Consider the following 17,084-nt stretch of genomic DNA (forward strand, 5'->3'; position numbering starts at 1 on the left):
CGAATGAGGTTTTTGGTCAATCAGTACAAATGGAGGAATGAATGTATGAAAAAATCAATGATAACAGCGGAATGGAAGCAGCTTCTCCGTACAAGAAAAATGCTTGTGCCGATGATTGCGATCCTTTTCATTCCGGTATTATATGCGGGCATGTTTTTATGGGCGTTTTGGGATCCATACGCCAATATGAATGCATTACCTGTGGCAATTGTCAATTTGGATGAAGGTGCCGAATTGGATGGGAAACAGCTTGAGCTAGGGGATGAATTAGTCGACAAGCTGCTGGAAGGAAATAATTTTAATATCCAAGAAGTTTCCAAGGCGGACGCGGAGAAAGGCTTGAAAAATCAGGACTACTATATCGCGATTGAAATACCGGAGAATTTTTCGAAGCATGCCACGACGTTGCTTGATGAAAATCCGGAGAAGTTGACGATCGTGTATAAGCCGAATGAGGGCTTCAACTTCTTATCCGCTCAAATCGGGGAGACGGCGATGGATCGGATCCGTGCTGAAGTGAATGAGAAGGTCGCTTCGACGTATGCAGAGCAATTGTTTGATTCAATCACTGAGATGGGCAACGGATTTGGCGAGGCTGCGGATGGAGCAGGTGAATTGCATAATGGTGCAAGCGAGCTTGCGAAAGGCGCGGCAGATCTGAAAGTATATTTGGAAACGTTGGCGGCGAGCACAGTGACATTGAAAGATGGATCGGACCGTTTGGCGAAGGGGACTGCGGATGCTGCGAAAGGCGCAGTTGATTTGAATGAAGGAATTGGCGCACTTTCTATAGGTGTCGCGGATCTCCATAACGGAGCGGTTCAAGCAACTGAAGGTGCTGTGAATTTGAAAGATGGCATTGCCAGCTATACGGCTGGTGTTCAGCAGTTGAGAGATAGCTATGCTCAAATTGCGCAAAAGGAAACTGAGTTCGGTCAAGCGGTTGGGACAATGAATAAAAAATCGACTGCTTTGAACGGGGCTGCCCAAAAGCTTATGGAAGGCTCAAAAAATGTGAATGCAGGAATCAATGAGTTATCCGATAAATTAGCTCCGGTATTAGCTTCATTGCCGGAGGATCAACAGATTGGTTTGAAGGCTGCGTTGAGCCAGTTGCAACAAGGAAGCGCAGAACTTTCAGGCGGTATGACCGAACTTTCAGCGGGAACGGCTGCGCTTAGCGACGGTGCCACTCAATTGGACGGTGCGGCTAGTCAATTGCGTGATGGCCATGCTCAAGCATTTGCAGGACTTGATCAATTGAACGGGTCTTCCGCGAAGTTGATGGAGGGGGCTTCTGCTCTTGCGCAAGGAAACGGAGCATTGGTGTCCGGCCTTGACCAGCTTTCGGAAGGTGTTATGAAAGCGCAAAAAGGTTCATCGGATTTAGCGTCCGGATTGAATGAGTTGAATGCTGGCACAAGTACGTTGAATGAAGGAACCGGCACGCTCGCTTCGAAGTCGAAAGAACTTGCGGACGGTTCGGCGAAGTTGACGGACGGCATGAAAGCGTTGGATGAAGGAGCGCTTACGTTGCAGGAGAAGTTGGCTGAAGCGAATGCTACTGCGAGTGAAGTGAACCCGAACGAGAAAACGTATGAAATGGCGGCATCTCCTGTCGATGTGGAAAAAGAGAGCATCAATAAAGTGCCGAACTACGGTACAGGATTTGCGCCATACTTCATATCTCTCGGTTTGTTTGTCGGAGCTTTGTTAGTATCGATTGTCTTTCCGCTCGTCGAACCGGCGATTAAACCGACCGGCGCTTTCGGGTGGATGGCGAGCAAGGTGTCTGTCTTGGCGATTGTCGGACTTATCCAAGCCTTGGTCGCGGTCAGCATCATTAAATGGGGCCTTGGAATGGAGACGGTTAACTTGCCGTTGTTCATTTTAACAGCGATCATTACGAGCTACACTTTCATCGCGATTGTCCAAATGTTGGTGTCGCTATTTGGTGACCCGGGTCGGTTCATGGCGATTCTGATTTTGATTTTGCAATTAACGACAAGTGCAGGGACGTTCCCGTTGGAATTAATTCCTCAACCTCTTCAAGTGTTCAATACGTTGTTGCCGATGACGTATTCTGTCCAAGCATTTAAGGCGACGATTTCTACTGGTGACATGGCGCACTTATGGGTAAGTAACGGCGTGTTAGTCGGTTTCATGGTTGTGTGCTTGGCGATTACGTTTGGCTATTTTGCATTGGTTTTCAAGAAGCGGTATTCGAGAGATACTGTAGGGGCATGAGAAAAAGCTGAGTAAACGAGAACTTTTTCGGTGAGAACGAGAACTCCTTTGTCGCTAACGAGAACTTTTTCGGTGAGAATGAGAACTCTTGTGGCGTAAACGAGAACTTTCCCCGTGAGAACGAGAACTCCCGCGGCATTAACGAGAACTTATCCCGTAAGAACGAGAACTCCTGCCGCGCAAAAACAATTCCATATAAATAAAAAACATCCGGAGCGGCCACGTAGGCACTCCGGATGTACTTGTTTAATTAAAAGAAAAATAGACCAATACTTACGACGATACCACTCAACACTAAGACAAACACACAATAACCCATGATGTCTTTCGCGCGCAATCCTGCAATTGCGAGTGCAGGCAATGCCCAGAATGGCTGGATCATATTCGTCCATGCGTCGCCCCATGCGATTGCCATAGCGGTTTTCGAGTAGCTGACGCCAAGCGTTTGAGCTGCATCAAGCATGATAGGTGCTTGAACTGCCCATTGTCCGCCGCCTGACGGTACGAAGAAGTTAACGAGCCCAGCTGCATAGAATGTGAATAGCGGGAATGTCGCTTCTGTTGAGATGCTAACGAACCATTCGGACATAACACCCGCAAGGCCCGAAGCTACCATCATACCCATAATTCCTGCGTAAAACGGGAACTGAATAATAATTCCACCGGAAGTCCTCACTGCGTTTGCAACTGCCGCAAGGAAACGTTTTGGCGTTCCGTGGAAAATGATACCGAGAATAAAGAAAATCAAGTTGACGATGTTTAGATTCAAATCGAATCCTTTGCCAGCGAAGTGTTGCACAAGATAAACAACTCCCAATGCACCAATTAGCATTGACAGAACGACGCTGTTTTCAAGTCGTGCTGCAGGTGTTGTCGTGTCTTCTGCCTCTTCCACTTCGATTTTATCTTCCAATAGTTTCGGATCGACGGAAACCGTATCTTCCGGTTTTGGCATCATGAAACGGTTCAATATCGGTAAAGTTATGAACAGGATTGCGATAATGAACAAGTTATATGTTGAAAAAATAGTTTCGGACGTTGGAACGACACCCATGATGCCAGCAAATGGATGATTATCTGTCGCTATGGACAAAGGAATCGATCCGCCAAGCCCGCCATGCCAAATAATAAATCCAGAGTAAGCGCTTGCAATTAATAACCGGTAATCGACAGCGGGCACTTTTTTAGCGATTTCCTTCGCAAACAACGCACCAATAACGAGTCCAAATCCCCAGTTAATCCAACAAGCAATAAGTGATACGACCGTTACGAGAATAATCGCCGAACCAGGTGACTTCGCCAATCCTGCCAATGAACTTAATAATCTTTTGAAAAGTGGACTGCTAGCTAATACATGCCCCGCAACTAATACAATGACCATTTGCATCGTAAAGGCGAGAAGTCCCCAGAATCCATCTCCCCAATGGACGACCATGTCGAGCGGACCTGAATCCGTTAAGCCAAGTCCGAGCAAGTAGACGACTAATGTCAGAATGGCGACGAAAATGTACGGATCTGGCAAGTACCTTTCCATGATCGTATTCGACCATCTTGTAAGTAATTTCATTCCCTTTTACCCCCTATGATATTATACCTACTCTATAAGACTACCACACTTTAATTCATCTGCAATAATGTTTTTTCAAAATGTGAAACATTATTCTTTTTAAACAGTCTACTCTGTAAAGAAGTAGATAAGGAAAGGGTGATGAAATTGAGAAAAAAGAGTATATGGTTTGTTATCGCTATAATAACTATTACGGTCATTACGGGCGCCGTAATGTTCAATCAAAAGGGCGATGTTTCCGCCTATGAATCTATTGAATCAATTAATTCTGCGGCTGATTTAAAAGCGTATTTTGAGCGGGCCAAAAAAATGCAATCGGTAGCAGTGAACTATGACGCTGAAGTGACCGAAGAAAAGGCTTCCATGGATAGTGGGGAGTCATCGAATGCGGTTGGCGGAGGCGACCATTCATCGACAAATATTCAAGTGGAAGGTGTCGATGAATCGGATATGGTGAAAACGGACGGCGATTATGTGTACTCCATTTTCGGAGGCACAGCCGTGAAAATTGTCGATATCCGGAACCCTCAAAAGATGAGCGTCGCCGCTGAAATAAAACCTGATGATGACTATTACCCGTCGCAGCTGTTTTTACATGACGACTTATTAATCGTCCTTGGGGATAAAATGCAGCAAGGGCCGAATAAAAAAGTTTCCAATATGGATATTATGCCGATGAACAGCTTGACGACTGTTCGTCTATACAATATTGAGAAGCCTGAAAAGCCGGTGTTCATTCGCGAAGTAGGAGTAGAAGGCTATTTGAAAAGTGCGCGGAAAACAGATGGCATGCTTTACGTCGTGACAAATGTGTATCCGATGTACTGGGCACTGGAGGAAATTGGAGATGATGCGTTGCGTCCACGTGTCTTTGATTCAAATGAAAAAGAAAAGAACTTCATAGATTTCGGGGATATTACTATTTTGCCTGGGGCGATGGAACCTTCCTACACCGTTATCGCGGCGGTTGACTTGACGTCGCCAAAAACAACGCAGCTTGTGACGAAAGGATTTCTCGGAAGTAGCGATCAGATGTATATGACGAAGGATCATCTCTATTTGACGGCATTGAACTATGAAACGGGCACGAATTCCCGTGGAGCTGCTGAAATTATGATTTGGAATCCAGGAAAAGCAGATACTGAGATTTTTAAGTTCAAGTTGAATGGAACAGACGTTAAATTTCACCGCTCGTCAAAGTTAGGCGGCACGATTTTGAACCAATTTTCGATGGATGAATATAAAGGGAATCTTCGGGTCGTCATGACGGAAGGGAATATGTGGGACGAGAAAAATCCGTCCAAAAACCATCTGTATATTTTGAATGAAAACATGGAAATGACTGGTTCGGTGAAAGGCCTTGCGGAAGGCGAGCGTATCTATTCGGCACGGTTCATGGGGGATAAAGCCTATATGGTGACATTCAGGGAAACAGACCCGCTTTTCGTCATCGATGTGGCAGATCCAGCGAAGCCGAAAGTGTTAGGTGAATTAAAAATACCGGGCTTCTCGAATTATTTGCACCCATTGGATGAACATCATCTTATCGGTTTCGGATATGAAACGGTTGCGCGGAAAAACCCGTCAGGAGGCGAGCCGCTTATCATTACGAAAGGGATGAAACTTTCACTGTTCGACGTTACCGATTTCCATAACCCGAAAGAGAAATTTACGGAAATTATCGGTGGGCAAGGAACGTACTCACCTCTCCAATACGATCATAAAGCATTGTTCCAACATAAACAGAGAAATCTCTTCGGCTTCCCGGTGAGCATTTATGAAGAAGGGGCGAAGCAATTCGAAGTGAACTATAAAGGTTCAGGAGCGCTCGTCTATGAAATTACTTCGGAACGAGGAATTGTGCTGAAAGGTGATTTAGTGAACAAGAAAGCGCCCGGTCAACAATATGAAGACTGGGAGAAACAAGTTCAACGATTACTGTACAGTGGAGACAGCTTGTTCACGTTATCGATGGACGAAGTGAAAAGCTACACGCTCGACTCCTTCGTAGAAATCGGTACGTTAAAGATGAACTAAAGTAGGGGAGGGGGCGCATGCGCTCCCTCTATTTAGTTCGTTAAATCATGCAACAAAAAAATGGAGCCAGCAACAGTGGCTCCGTTTCTTATGAAATCTCGTCTCCGTTTACGGGACTTCCAATATAATAGCCTTGGACCGCATCAACGCCCATTTCCTTCAATGCTTCGAATTGCTCCTCAGTTTCAACACCTTCAGCGATGACATAAAGTCCCATCGATTTACTGAACAAAATCATTCCCTCAACGAGCTGCCTCGTTTTTGGCATCGTCAGCAAAGAATTAATGAATACTTTATCAATTTTCACTTTGGAAATTGGCAATTGCTGCATGTATCGGAAGGACGCATAACCAGTCCCGAAATCATCTAGGATGAAACGGATGCCGGTCTCTTCAAATGACTTCATTTGTTGGATGATTTCATGCTCTTGCTCGGCTTGGAAAGCGAATTTCTCCGTAATTTCCAACTCGATTTTGTCCGCCGGGCATTTCGTCTTTTTTAGGATTCCAGTCAATTTCTCCTTCATTTGCGACGAGTCGCCGAACTCTCGCACGGACGTATTGACGGAAATACGGATATCAGGTTGTTCGGCCGTCAGCTTCACTGCTAGGGAAGCTGCTTCTTCAAGAACATACGCCCCAATCGCATGAATTAAGCCGTTCTCCTCTGCAATCGGAATTAATTCATCCGGCTGGATATTCCCAATCTCTTCGTCCTCCCACCGGACAAGCGCTTCATACACGGAAGTCTTGCCGGTCGCAATATCCAACTGCGGTTGATAAACGACTTGCAAATTATTATGGTCTAGCGCTGTCAGCATTTTCTTATCGATAAGGGAACGGCGGTTCAACACTTTATGGGATTCAGCGGATAATGAGGAAATGCGTCCTCCGCCTTTCTCTGTAATCGCCTTCATTGCTGCCAATGCTGCTTTGTAAAGATGTGAAAAAGAATGTTGATCTTCCGGGAATCGTACAATTCCGCCACTTACGGATAACGGCAATGAGTGGTTTTCGACGTAAATCGGCTGTTCTTTCAAAAATTGAAGGAACCCTTGGACGAACCAATCCCCGAAGGACGTCAATACGACAAATTGGCTCGCACCGACTCTTGCAATCGGATCCCCTTGAAAATACCGTTTCAGTCGGTTCGTAAATTCATGAATTAAAACCGATTCCGAGTTATACGACTGGAGATCTTTCAGTGTATAATAGTGATCGATTGATATGTAGACGAACGAGAAATGCCGATTCTCTTCAATGTATTCATTGACCAACGTCTCTAATTTGTGACGACTCATGAGCCCAGTCTCGAAATCTATGAAGGCAATTTGCTCGAGTTTCTCCTTCATTTCTACTTCTTCCGTAATATCAAGCTCCAAAAACGTGCTGGATTCAAGGTTGTCCTCCGCATCAAGCTGAGGTATAGCCAACATACGGACATAGTAGAGTTCGCCATGTCGCGTCTGTTTTTCGACCTTTCCAAACCAAGATTTCCCGTTCGACAGACGTTTCCAAATTGCATGTGCCACCGTTTGGCTACGCTCATCATCAGGAAACATTTGCCAAAAGGATTTTCCGAGAATGCGTTTTGGTGTCCATTTGCTTGAAGTTAAGAAGTTTTGGTTCGTATAAGTGATCAACCCTTCACCATCCGTACGGGTCACCATTAAGAACTCCACGAGACTGTCCATAACAAGCGGCAGTTCGGTGCTATTCATGTGGTTTGCCGGTTTCATTTTTTTGTCCCCTTTCGGATGTCATATGTCTATTATTATATAGGAAGTTTAGTAAATTTACAGTACATCTTTTATGGCTGAATAAGCACATCTACATTTACAACAATAGGGAAAAGGTGGTGGAGTGATGTGAAGAGAGCGAAAGGGATTATAATGATCATTGCAGGCGCGATGCTATGGGGTGCGACGGGGCCGATGATGGAATGGATTCTCGATACAAGTAAAATGTCCGTCTCCTTCATGCTCATCATCCGGTTGCTACTTGCCGGGCTAGTACTTCTTCTAGTTTTGAAAATAAAAGGCGTGCCTATTACACGTCCGCTCCGCCATAAAGTATGGCTACGCCAACTATGCATTTTTGGCGTCATCGGTATGCTTGGCGTTCAATATACATTTGTGGGCTCCATCCATACGAGTAACGCGGTTATCGCGACGTTGTTTCAGTTTTTGGCACCTATTTATATCATTATCTTCGTTTCACTTAGACAAAAAGCATTTCCGCCTGCCGCTCAAATAATAGGAATGGCTGTAACGATGGGAGGCCTAATTCTCCTATTAACGAACGGGAAACTGTCCGGCTTCGCCTTAACGACGGAGGCGCTCTTCTTTGGACTAGCCGTCGGATTCACATTCGCATTTTACACGCTTTACCCAGTTAGACTCATGAACGAATGGGGAGTTCTCCTCTCTGTCGGATGGGGGATGCTTATCGGAGGATGTACACTCCTCATCGTAAATATATTGAACTTCGGGAAAGGAATTGGCGCGCTCACAAATATGAACGTGTCACTCATGTTATTGCTCGTCATCATTGTCGGGACGGCTGCATTCCTCCTATTCCTCGGCAGTATGAAATACATATCACCGGTTGAAACGAGTATTCTATCAAGTTTCGAACCGTTGACGGCAATGCTTATCTCCGTCCTTTGGTTTGGCAGCGTCCTCGGTCATTGGCAAATGGTAGGAGGGGCGATCATGCTCCTCGGCGTCACCGGTCTTTCAGTAGCAGGGAGCAAGAAGAAAGAAATAGAACGAATACCACCGGAATCCTAATGAGGGATTCTGGTTTTTTAAATAAATGAATGCGGTAGAGGGGTGTGATTGTACTTAAATGAGAACTTACGCGGAAAGAACGAGAACTTTTCATGCATTAACGAGAACTTTATTCAAAGTATTGAGAACTTATTGCGCTTAAATGAGAACTATTTCACAGGGAACGAGAAGTCTTTTGTAGTTAACGAGAACTCTTCATGCGTTAACGAGAACTCATGAGGAAAGAGCGAGAACTCATGAGGAAAGAGCGAGAACTCTTTCACCAAGAATGAGAAGTCTTTTGGAGTTAACGAGAACTTTTCATGCATTAACGAGAACTCATGCAGAAAGAACGAGAACTTTATTCAAAGAAACGAGAACTCGCAAAGCGTAAACGAGAACTTAATATGACTTCTCGGATGAAATAAAAAGCTTCCGCTGAATTAAACGAAGTAGCCCCGTAAAACAAGAGTAAAACTGTCTGAAATTCCGGACTACTCAATATACGCCCTATACAGAAATCATTGGTTGTGTCATAATGGTGACAACAAAAGTAATTCGTAATACGAAAGAGTTTTTGGGGGTCCGGTAAGATGAAAACAGTTTTTTCATATGCAAAGCCGTATAAATGGCCGATATTCATCGCTTTGCTCCTTATGTTTACGGAGCTGATGGTAGAGTTAATTCAGCCATTATTGATAAAAAAAATTATTGACGACGGCATATTGGCGAATGATGTCAGCGTCATTTGGACGTGGGGGAGCGTCATGATGGGCCTTGCGTTCGTCGCATTCTTCTCTGGCGTAATCAATTCCTTCTTCGCTGCCCACGCCGCTCAAAGCTTTGCGTTTGATTTGCGCCAAGCTCTATTCCGCCGCGTACAGTCATTTTCTATGGCGACCTTTTTACGATTTCCGACGGCGGGCTTAATCACACGGTTAACGAGTGACGTGACGATGGTGCAAAACGTCCTATTCATGTCACTTCGAATTATGATGCGTGCACCTTTGCTCGTCATCGGTAGCTTAATCATGGCGTTTCTCGTTAATGTGAAGTTGGCGCTTTACCTCGTTATCGGTGCGCCGGTTTTGCTCATCTTTCTTTTCGTTATGGCGAGAAAAGGGGTCGGCTACTTTTCAACGGTGCAACGAAGGCTCGACCGGGTGAACCGCGTCATCCAAGAAAACTTGCAGGCAGTTCGTCTAATTAAAGCGTATTTGCGCGGCATGTACGAAGCGAGCCGATTTTCGAAAGTTGCCGGGGCACTCCGAAAAGACACCGTTAAAGCGATGCGAATGATGGAACTTATTTTACCTGTCCTCCTGTTCGTCATGAACGTCAGCTTAATGGCGGTCCTTTGGTTTGGTGCTATCGAAATTGGCGATGGAAACGCACAAGTCGGGGAGCTCGTCGCAATCGTTAACTACGCGATGCGAATGACGGGTGCATTTTCGATGTTTGCGTTTATCATTAGCGCATTTTCTCGTGCGAAAGCATCTGCCGAACGGATGGAGGAAGTGCTGATTGCGGACGGGGATATAGAAAACCATGACATGGAAAGTTCAGGTATCGGCAATCTTGAAGGGGATCTTCGTTTCGAAAACGTCTCTTTCCATTATCCAGGGAAGGTAGAACCGATTTTAGACAACGTCACTTTCCACGTAACGCCAGGCGAAAAGCTCGCCATTATGGGGGCGACGGGATCTGGGAAGTCAACGCTTCTCAATTTAATTCCCCGCATGTTTGAGCCGACGGAAGGGAAAATTTACGTCGGCGGAATCGAAGTGAAAGAGTGGGCGCTGAAAGATTTGCGCGATACGATTGGCCTCGTTCCACAACAATCAATCCTATTCACGGGATCCATATTGGAAAACCTGTCATGGGGGGATAGCGATGCGGAACCTGATGAGCTAATTGAAGCAGCGATGAAGGCACAAATCCATGAATCCATTGATTTATTCCCGAAAAAGTACGGAACTCGAGTCGGACAGAAAGGGGTTAACTTGTCGGGCGGGCAAAAGCAACGGTTATCCATTGCGCGGGCGCTCGTTCGAAAACCTTCAATCCTCATCCTCGACGACAGCACGAGCGCGTTAGACGTTAAAACGGAAAATGCCTTATGGGAAGCGCTGAAAGAGGAAGCGGCAACGATGCTCGTCGTTACGCAAAAAGTGCAGACGGCGAAAGGTGCAGACCAAATCCTTCTATTGGATGAAGGAAAGGTCGTCGGCTATGGAAGCCACGCCGACCTTATGAAGCAATCGGCATTGTATCGGAAAATAGCCGAATCCCAATCGGAAGAGGAGGTAATTACCGATGTTGCGGATAATTCGTAAGCCGTTTGGATATGAACCAATTATTAAGAAAGAAAATATAAAAGGGCCAGGCAGAAAGAAAGTGGAGCGCGCGAACGATTGGAAATCGGTACTCCTTAGAATTTGGAAGCTCGTTGATGAACAAAGAGGGCTGCTTATCCTCGTGCTTGCCCTCGTACTCTTCAGCTCTGCGCTTGCACTACTTGGTCCATTTCTAATCGGGAAAATCATTGATACACATATTATTCCAATGGAATTCGAAGGGTTAGGCGGCAAAATTGGCATGCTAATCGCCATCTATGCATGCTTATCATTCGCCCTTTATTTCCAAAACTTCTGGATGGTCGGCATTGCGCAACAGACGATTTTCAGGCTACGGACGAGTTTGTTTACACATCTCCAGAAGCTCCCTGTCACGTTTTTTGACAAAAGACAACATGGCGAATTGATGAGCCGCGTGACGAATGACATCGAAAACGTAAGCCAGACGTTAAATTCGTCATTCATCCAAGTGTTCTCAAGTATTTTGACATTGTCGGGCACGCTCGCGGTCATGTTGTACTTGAGCCCAATCTTGACGTTACTCACAATGGTTATCGTCCCTGTCATGTTCATCGCCATTCGGTGGATTACTCGCCGGACGGGCTTGCTCTTTAAGGAGCAACAACAAGCTGTTGGACAATTGAATGGAATGATTGAAGAGACGATTTCAGGACAGCGGATTATAAAAGCGTTCTCGCAGGAAGAGCGTGTCATGGAAGAATTCGCGGAAAAGAGCGATCGTTTACGCCGGACAGGTTTCTGGGCGTTGACATACTCAGGATTCATTCCAAAAGTAATGAATATGTTGAATAACGCAGCGTTTGCTATCGTGGCAGGTATCGGTGGATTGCTTGCGCTAAAAGGAGACGGAATCGTCACGATTGGTACGATCGTCATCTTTTCCGAGTATGCGCGCCAATTTACGAGGCCGCTCAATGATCTATCCAACCAATTTAACACGGTACTCTCCGCAATTGCGGGAGCGGAACGCGTATTTGGAATTATGAATGAGCCAATCGAACAAGACGATGCGACCGGACATAAGGACACCGTGCTTGCAGGGGAAGTCGAGTTCAGAAATGTGTCGTTCGGCTATGCGGTCGACACAGACGGCTATACGGTCGAAGATATCTCATTCCACGTCAAGCCTGGTGAGACGGCGGCCTTTGTCGGAGCGACTGGGGCGGGGAAGACGACAATTATGCAGCTTCTTGCCCGCTTTTACGAGGCGGATGAAGGGCAAATTCTCATCGACGGAATTCCCATTAAAGAACTACCGCGTCAAACATTGCGGAGTCAAATGGCATTCGTCTTGCAAGATCCGTTTTTATTCGAAGCGACTGTTATGGAAAACATCCGGTACGGCAAGCTCGACGCTACCGACGAAGAAGTAATTGAGGCTGCGAAAAAGGCGAACGCCCATAGCTTCATTTCAAGGCTCGAAAACGGATACGACACCGTCCTAACAGCGGACGGCGGTGAAATTTCACAAGGACAGAAGCAATTGCTCTCTATCGCAAGGGCGCTCGTTGCGGACCCTGTGTTGCTATTGCTCGACGAGGCAACAAGTAGTATCGACACCGTCACCGAGCTTGAAATCCAGGAAGCACTTGACCGGCTCATGGAAGGAAGAACGAGCTTCGTCATCGCCCACAGGTTGAACACGGTTCGAAAAGCGGACACTGTCTACGTCATGGGACAAGGGAAGCTCATCGAATCTGGCAGCCAAGAGGAATTGATCGAACAACAAGGCGTTTACTTTACGATGTTGAAGGACTCCAAAATTTAAAAGCAGGCTGGGGAAATGGCCCCTCGCCTGCTTTTTCGTTGTACAATCACTTTCTATCTTCAATATTTAATATCGTTCCGTCATCAAAATCCACTTCCAAATCGAACTCTGTATACGCGTCGAGCGCAAACCATTCCATAATCCGGTCCATGACATCTTTATCCGTCATATCTTTCGTTAACATCATCTTCGTGAAAAACTCATCCAACTTATCAGAAGCTTCCTGCCCCCTCAAATTCAAGTTCGTCAACGTATTCACATATTTCGACTCATCCGGTCTATTCACTTCATACTCAACGTCAATTGCATTTTTGCCATCGACATCGATATCCAAATCGAACTCATTGAAACTGTACCCATTTCTCTGCGTGGCAGATCCGTTCGCGTTTGTATTGCTAGTCGTCGCATTCCCCTCATTTTGATTTTGATTACCCGCATTCTTATTTCCGTTCCCGCACGCACCCAAAACGAGCACTGCACAAAAAACGAGCATAATAATCTTCATATTGTTCCTCATCATCGCAAACCTCCTGTTGTAGTCTTCTATTTAATAATTTCCTTGAAGTGAGGAAATTAAACACAAATGCCCCATTTGTCGGAATCGCGTCATAGGGTGGGGGAGGGAGGAGAATGGAACGACCCGCATTCATTCATTTACATCCGTTGAAAAATGGTTGAATGGTGATAAACAGTGTCCGAGTGGTGATAACTGCAATCTAAGTGGTGATAACGAGTGACTGAGCGGTGATAAAGTGCCATTGACCGGTGATAACCGCTTTGGGGGCATTGTGAAACGGAGGAATTCATCCGAGTCGGTGATAAACTCGTCCAAGTCGGTGGTAAAGTGCCGAGAGTCGGTGATAACCACGTCCGAATCGGTGATAAAGTCTTGCAAGTCGGTGACAACCAATTTTCATGCACATAAAAAAACAACCGGCGCTTTCGCCGGTTGTTCCATTTATATATTTACCACTTCGCGCGGTGATCTTCCGCGCAGCCGAGCAGTTGCCGGATTCTGAGCGTCGAACCATCATGCAACTTAACGCGGCCGTTGAAATAGCCGACAAGTTGGTTCACATTCGTTTGAACGAGACGTGCATTAGTCCTCGCAATCCGTTCATAAAAAGGGGAAAATGTCAGGTCGACGTCGTCGGAAAACTTTGTCCCGATATGCCAAGGGTGCATGAAATTGTCCTTATCGTATGTAAAAATGACATCCTCATGAACCTTCGTCATGACGCCGTCCACAAATACAGCGTTTTCCGTCATGCCCGTGCCGTCCGTCCATTTTCCACCGAAATTCAGCCCGATTCGTCGACCGCCTAAACGTTGGGAAGCCATCGCCCAATTCCACTCTGCCTCGCGCGGCCAAACACCGCGTCCAAAATCCAAAACGGCAAAGCTATAATCAGGATTGAAGTTATATCTCTTGTTCCCAATCTTTACGAAGCCAGTCGTCGGCAATGTATGGTGCTTCGCTGTGAATTGGAACCGATCTCGGTTGCGCGGAATGACAACGTTCAACGAATCATCCCCGTCCGGATGCTTAATATGAAGATCAGCATGAAGCACTTCATTATCAAAATCGGGTATCGTAACGGATAGATGGGTTTCCCCTTGCATATGTACAAGTTGTACGGACATCCGCTCATTAACAAATTTCACGTTACCGAGCACGTCTTCCGGCATCTTTACTTTTCGTCCGACCGGCAGCACAACTTGTTTCTCATAAAAGCGCTGCGTCTCATAATCAAGCAAATAGACGAAGCAAACAGCCGCATAATCCAAATGGCTAATCGTCGCGGAAAACATAATGTCTTCGCCAAACACACACCAATAATTCCATTTCTTCTTCCGCATGAAATGGCCTTTTAAATTGCTTATAATGAAAGGACGGCGAGCAAATCCGATCGCTTCGGGATTGAGCATCCCTTTCTGATCGCACAGAAACACCGTATCCGTCAGTTCTTTTTCAGCATGCTGCAAGGAGATCTCCCCCAATCTATTGTCTTTTAAACACAACATGTTATAATCTATATTGTATCAGATATACGGGGCATTAGCTCAGCTGGGAGAGTGTCACGCTGGCAGTGTGAAGGTCACCGGTTCGAACCCGGTATGCTCCATCATCAGGAACCTCATCAAATTAACATTTGATGGGGTTTCTTTTTTTTATTTCAGTTTGGTTAAATTGCTTGTTTGATTGAAGGAAGGGGGATGAGAAAGTGGAAGGTCTTCACTTTATGATAAGAAATGAATACGGTAAACAATTGTATGAGATTTTGGACGGTATTATAGATTCCTCTTGGTATTGGTCTCTAGCACCGGAAGAAGCGTATTTTACAGGTTCGGGAAACTTAGATCAGCCATTATTTTTTGAAGCAGATAAAATTATGGACGGCCAAACATTTATAAACCATATTTCTAAAGAAGATTATTATTTAATATTCGCAGACATAACAGCTTTTCCTACTTTAGAAAGCGTTGTAAGTATTGAAAATGAAACGGATTTCATGAAAAGCTCCTGCAAACTCGGGCTTTCACTAAGTGATTCAGCATATATGATTGTATACTCACGAGAAAAACAAATTCTCCTGGAAGTCAAAGAACGAGCCGAAACTTTGGGGTATCAAAATATTAGATTCCTGAAAAAAGAAAAGGTAGTATCAGCTTTGTGGGGATGGAAGGATTTAATAAAAGAAAATGACCATTGGTATAGTAATAACAAGGGGCATAGTAATGAATAATAAGTATATGAACGGGGATGGTATCAGTTAACTTGTGATATCTTCTCCGTTCTTTTTTATTTGTAATTGACATGACACCATTTAGTGTCGTATTATAAGGACACCAAACAGTGTCCAATCCATATACAAGGAGGGGAGGATTTTGATTACTACTGATCAAGAGCGCGATGTTTTTATAGCCATTGCAGATCCTACAAGGCGAAAGTTAATACGTTTATTAGCAGGTTCAGAGGAGTTGGCGCTTTACGAATTAACTGCCCATTTTGAGATGGGGCGTACTGCTGTTTCTAAGCATTTAACGATTCTCAAAGAGGCTGACTTAGTAAGGAACCGTAAAATCGGCAGAGAAACAAGGTATCGTTTGAATGCAGCTCCCTTACAGGAAGTGAAAGATTGGCTAGCCTTTTACGAGGAATTTTGGACAGAAAGTGCGGCAAAACTAAAGAATATATTGGAGGAATAAATTATGGCGGAATTATCATTGGATTTTCAATTTAAGAGTCCTATCAATAAAGTATGGAATGCTTTAACGAATTCAGAAACGCTTGCGAAATGGGTAATGGAAAATAATTTCAAACCAATCGTCGGTTACAAATGTCAGTTTCGAAATGAGTCAATCGGTTTAGTTGTAGAGAGTGAAGTTTTGGTAGTGGACGAGCCTACTAAATTATCGTACACATGGGTTGGTGGACCAATTGATACGATTGTCACATGGACGTTAAAACAGGAGGGTGAAACAACCCACTTACATCTTGAACATACCGGATTTGAAGCAGACAATAAAGCTGCGTTCAATGGTGCGAAATATGGGTGGACAAGTATGGTCGACGAGTTGAACAAGCTGTTAGGTGAGATGTAAATGAGTTTTTTGAAAGATGCTATAGCGATATTCAAAAAGAGAGAATTAGTATTCATCGAAAGCTACAAGGAATCAGAAAATGTATATACCTTCCGATTTGAAAAAGAGAAGGATGTAACGTGGAAAGCGGGACAACATGGGTTGTTTACGATTACCCATAAGAAAATAAAAAACGGTATACGTCCAATTAGTGTGGCATCTGCTCCCGCTGAAAATGTTATTCAACTGACACTCGGCATTAGTGACAGCCCAAGTGAATTTAAGAAAGCGATGTTAGAATTAAAACAGGGCATGACAGTAAAAATGAGTGGGCCAGTGGGGTCGTTTTATTTAAAGGATGACAGTCCTATCGTCTTAATTGCAGGTGGCATTGGAATTACACCATTTCGATCGATATTGAAGCAGTTAGAGGCAGAAGGAAATGGAGCAGGAAAACAAATACATCTTCTTTATCTAGATAGTAAGAAGTCATTTGTATATAAAGATGAACTTGATGGAATTGCAAACAACACTTCAATAACTGTAAGCTATCTCGATTCAAGAGAAGACTTGCAGCAAGAAATCGATAAGTTATCCGGCATGTATCAAAACAATGGTAACTACTATATTGCAGGGCCGAAGTCGATGGTGGAATCTGTTTCCACTCAACTACAAAGCAATGCTATATCGAAGAAGAGTATTAAAAAAGATGTCTTTTATGGATACTGAGTT

The 17,084-nt window shown here is 44.7% G+C and carries 13 protein-coding genes and 1 tRNA gene; 10 read left to right on the forward strand and 4 right to left on the reverse strand.

Annotated elements, in window-relative coordinates:
- Positions 1–45: 45 nt before the first annotated feature.
- The gene (locus QM454_RS07700; RefSeq protein ID WP_432363500.1) at positions 46–2,247 is read left to right on the forward strand and encodes a YhgE/Pip family protein; all 2,202 of its coding nucleotides are present in this window, start codon (positions 46–48) and stop codon (positions 2,245–2,247) included.
- Between the two features lie 250 nt (positions 2,248–2,497).
- On the opposite strand, the gene QM454_RS07705 is transcribed toward QM454_RS07700, so the two are convergent.
- The gene (locus tag QM454_RS07705; RefSeq protein WP_432363502.1) at positions 2,498–3,814 is read right to left on the reverse strand and encodes a short-chain fatty acid transporter; all 1,317 of its coding nucleotides are present in this window, start codon (positions 3,812–3,814) and stop codon (positions 2,498–2,500) included.
- Between the two features lie 147 nt (positions 3,815–3,961).
- On the opposite strand from QM454_RS07705, the gene QM454_RS07710 reads away from it, so the two are divergent.
- The gene (locus QM454_RS07710; RefSeq protein ID WP_432363504.1) at positions 3,962–5,851 is read left to right on the forward strand and encodes a beta-propeller domain-containing protein; all 1,890 of its coding nucleotides are present in this window, start codon (positions 3,962–3,964) and stop codon (positions 5,849–5,851) included.
- Between the two features lie 88 nt (positions 5,852–5,939).
- On the opposite strand, the gene QM454_RS07715 is transcribed toward QM454_RS07710, so the two are convergent.
- On the reverse strand, positions 5,940–7,589 hold the full coding sequence (locus tag QM454_RS07715) for an EAL domain-containing protein (protein ID WP_432363506.1): 1,650 nt from the start codon (positions 7,587–7,589) through the stop codon (positions 5,940–5,942).
- A gap of 129 nt (positions 7,590–7,718) precedes the next feature.
- Here QM454_RS07715 and QM454_RS07720 point away from each other — a divergent pair, with 129 nt between their 5' ends.
- The 3 genes from QM454_RS07720 (at position 7,719) to QM454_RS07730 (ending at position 12,767) form a co-directional block, all read left to right on the forward strand.
- Positions 7,719–8,642 (forward strand): DMT family transporter, encoded by a 924-nt coding sequence (locus QM454_RS07720; RefSeq protein ID WP_432363508.1) that lies wholly within the window; start codon positions 7,719–7,721, stop codon positions 8,640–8,642.
- Between the two features lie 572 nt (positions 8,643–9,214).
- The gene (locus QM454_RS07725; protein ID WP_432363510.1) at positions 9,215–10,957 is read left to right on the forward strand and encodes an ABC transporter ATP-binding protein; all 1,743 of its coding nucleotides are present in this window, start codon (positions 9,215–9,217) and stop codon (positions 10,955–10,957) included.
- The gene (locus QM454_RS07730; protein ID WP_432363512.1) at positions 10,938–12,767 is read left to right on the forward strand and encodes an ABC transporter ATP-binding protein; all 1,830 of its coding nucleotides are present in this window, start codon (positions 10,938–10,940) and stop codon (positions 12,765–12,767) included. The genes QM454_RS07725 and QM454_RS07730 overlap by 20 nt, the downstream gene beginning before the upstream one ends.
- 46 nt (positions 12,768–12,813) lie before the next feature.
- Here QM454_RS07730 and QM454_RS07735 read toward each other — a convergent pair whose 3' ends face one another.
- Together QM454_RS07735 and QM454_RS07740 are read right to left on the reverse strand one after the other, a co-directional pair.
- Complete coding sequence (locus QM454_RS07735; protein WP_432363514.1) at positions 12,814–13,284, reverse strand: YusW family protein; 471 nt, start codon at positions 13,282–13,284, stop codon at positions 12,814–12,816.
- Between the two features lie 449 nt (positions 13,285–13,733).
- On the reverse strand, positions 13,734–14,696 hold the full coding sequence (locus QM454_RS07740; protein ID WP_432363904.1) for a DUF2804 domain-containing protein: 963 nt from the start codon (positions 14,694–14,696) through the stop codon (positions 13,734–13,736).
- Positions 14,697–14,820: 124 nt separating this feature from the next.
- Here QM454_RS07740 and QM454_RS07745 point away from each other — a divergent pair.
- The 5 genes from QM454_RS07745 (at position 14,821) to QM454_RS07765 (ending at position 17,081) form a co-directional block, all read left to right on the forward strand.
- Positions 14,821–14,893, forward strand: a tRNA-Ala gene (locus QM454_RS07745).
- A gap of 99 nt (positions 14,894–14,992) precedes the next feature.
- Complete coding sequence (locus QM454_RS07750; RefSeq protein WP_432363516.1) at positions 14,993–15,514, forward strand: DUF2691 family protein; 522 nt, start codon at positions 14,993–14,995, stop codon at positions 15,512–15,514.
- A gap of 142 nt (positions 15,515–15,656) precedes the next feature.
- A complete protein-coding gene (locus QM454_RS07755; RefSeq protein WP_432363518.1) occupies positions 15,657–15,977 on the forward strand; it encodes an ArsR/SmtB family transcription factor in 321 nt (106 codons plus the stop codon).
- A gap of 3 nt (positions 15,978–15,980) precedes the next feature.
- On the forward strand, positions 15,981–16,373 hold the full coding sequence (locus tag QM454_RS07760; protein ID WP_432363520.1) for an SRPBCC family protein: 393 nt from the start codon (positions 15,981–15,983) through the stop codon (positions 16,371–16,373).
- Positions 16,374–17,081: an FAD-dependent oxidoreductase gene (locus QM454_RS07765; protein WP_432363521.1), complete on the forward strand. Its 708-nt coding sequence runs from the start codon at positions 16,374–16,376 to the stop codon at positions 17,079–17,081.
- Positions 17,082–17,084: the final 3 nt, after the last annotated feature.

Source organism: Sporosarcina sp. UB5 (assembly GCF_050859005.1).
Lineage (GTDB): Bacteria > Bacillota > Bacilli > Bacillales_A > Planococcaceae > Sporosarcina.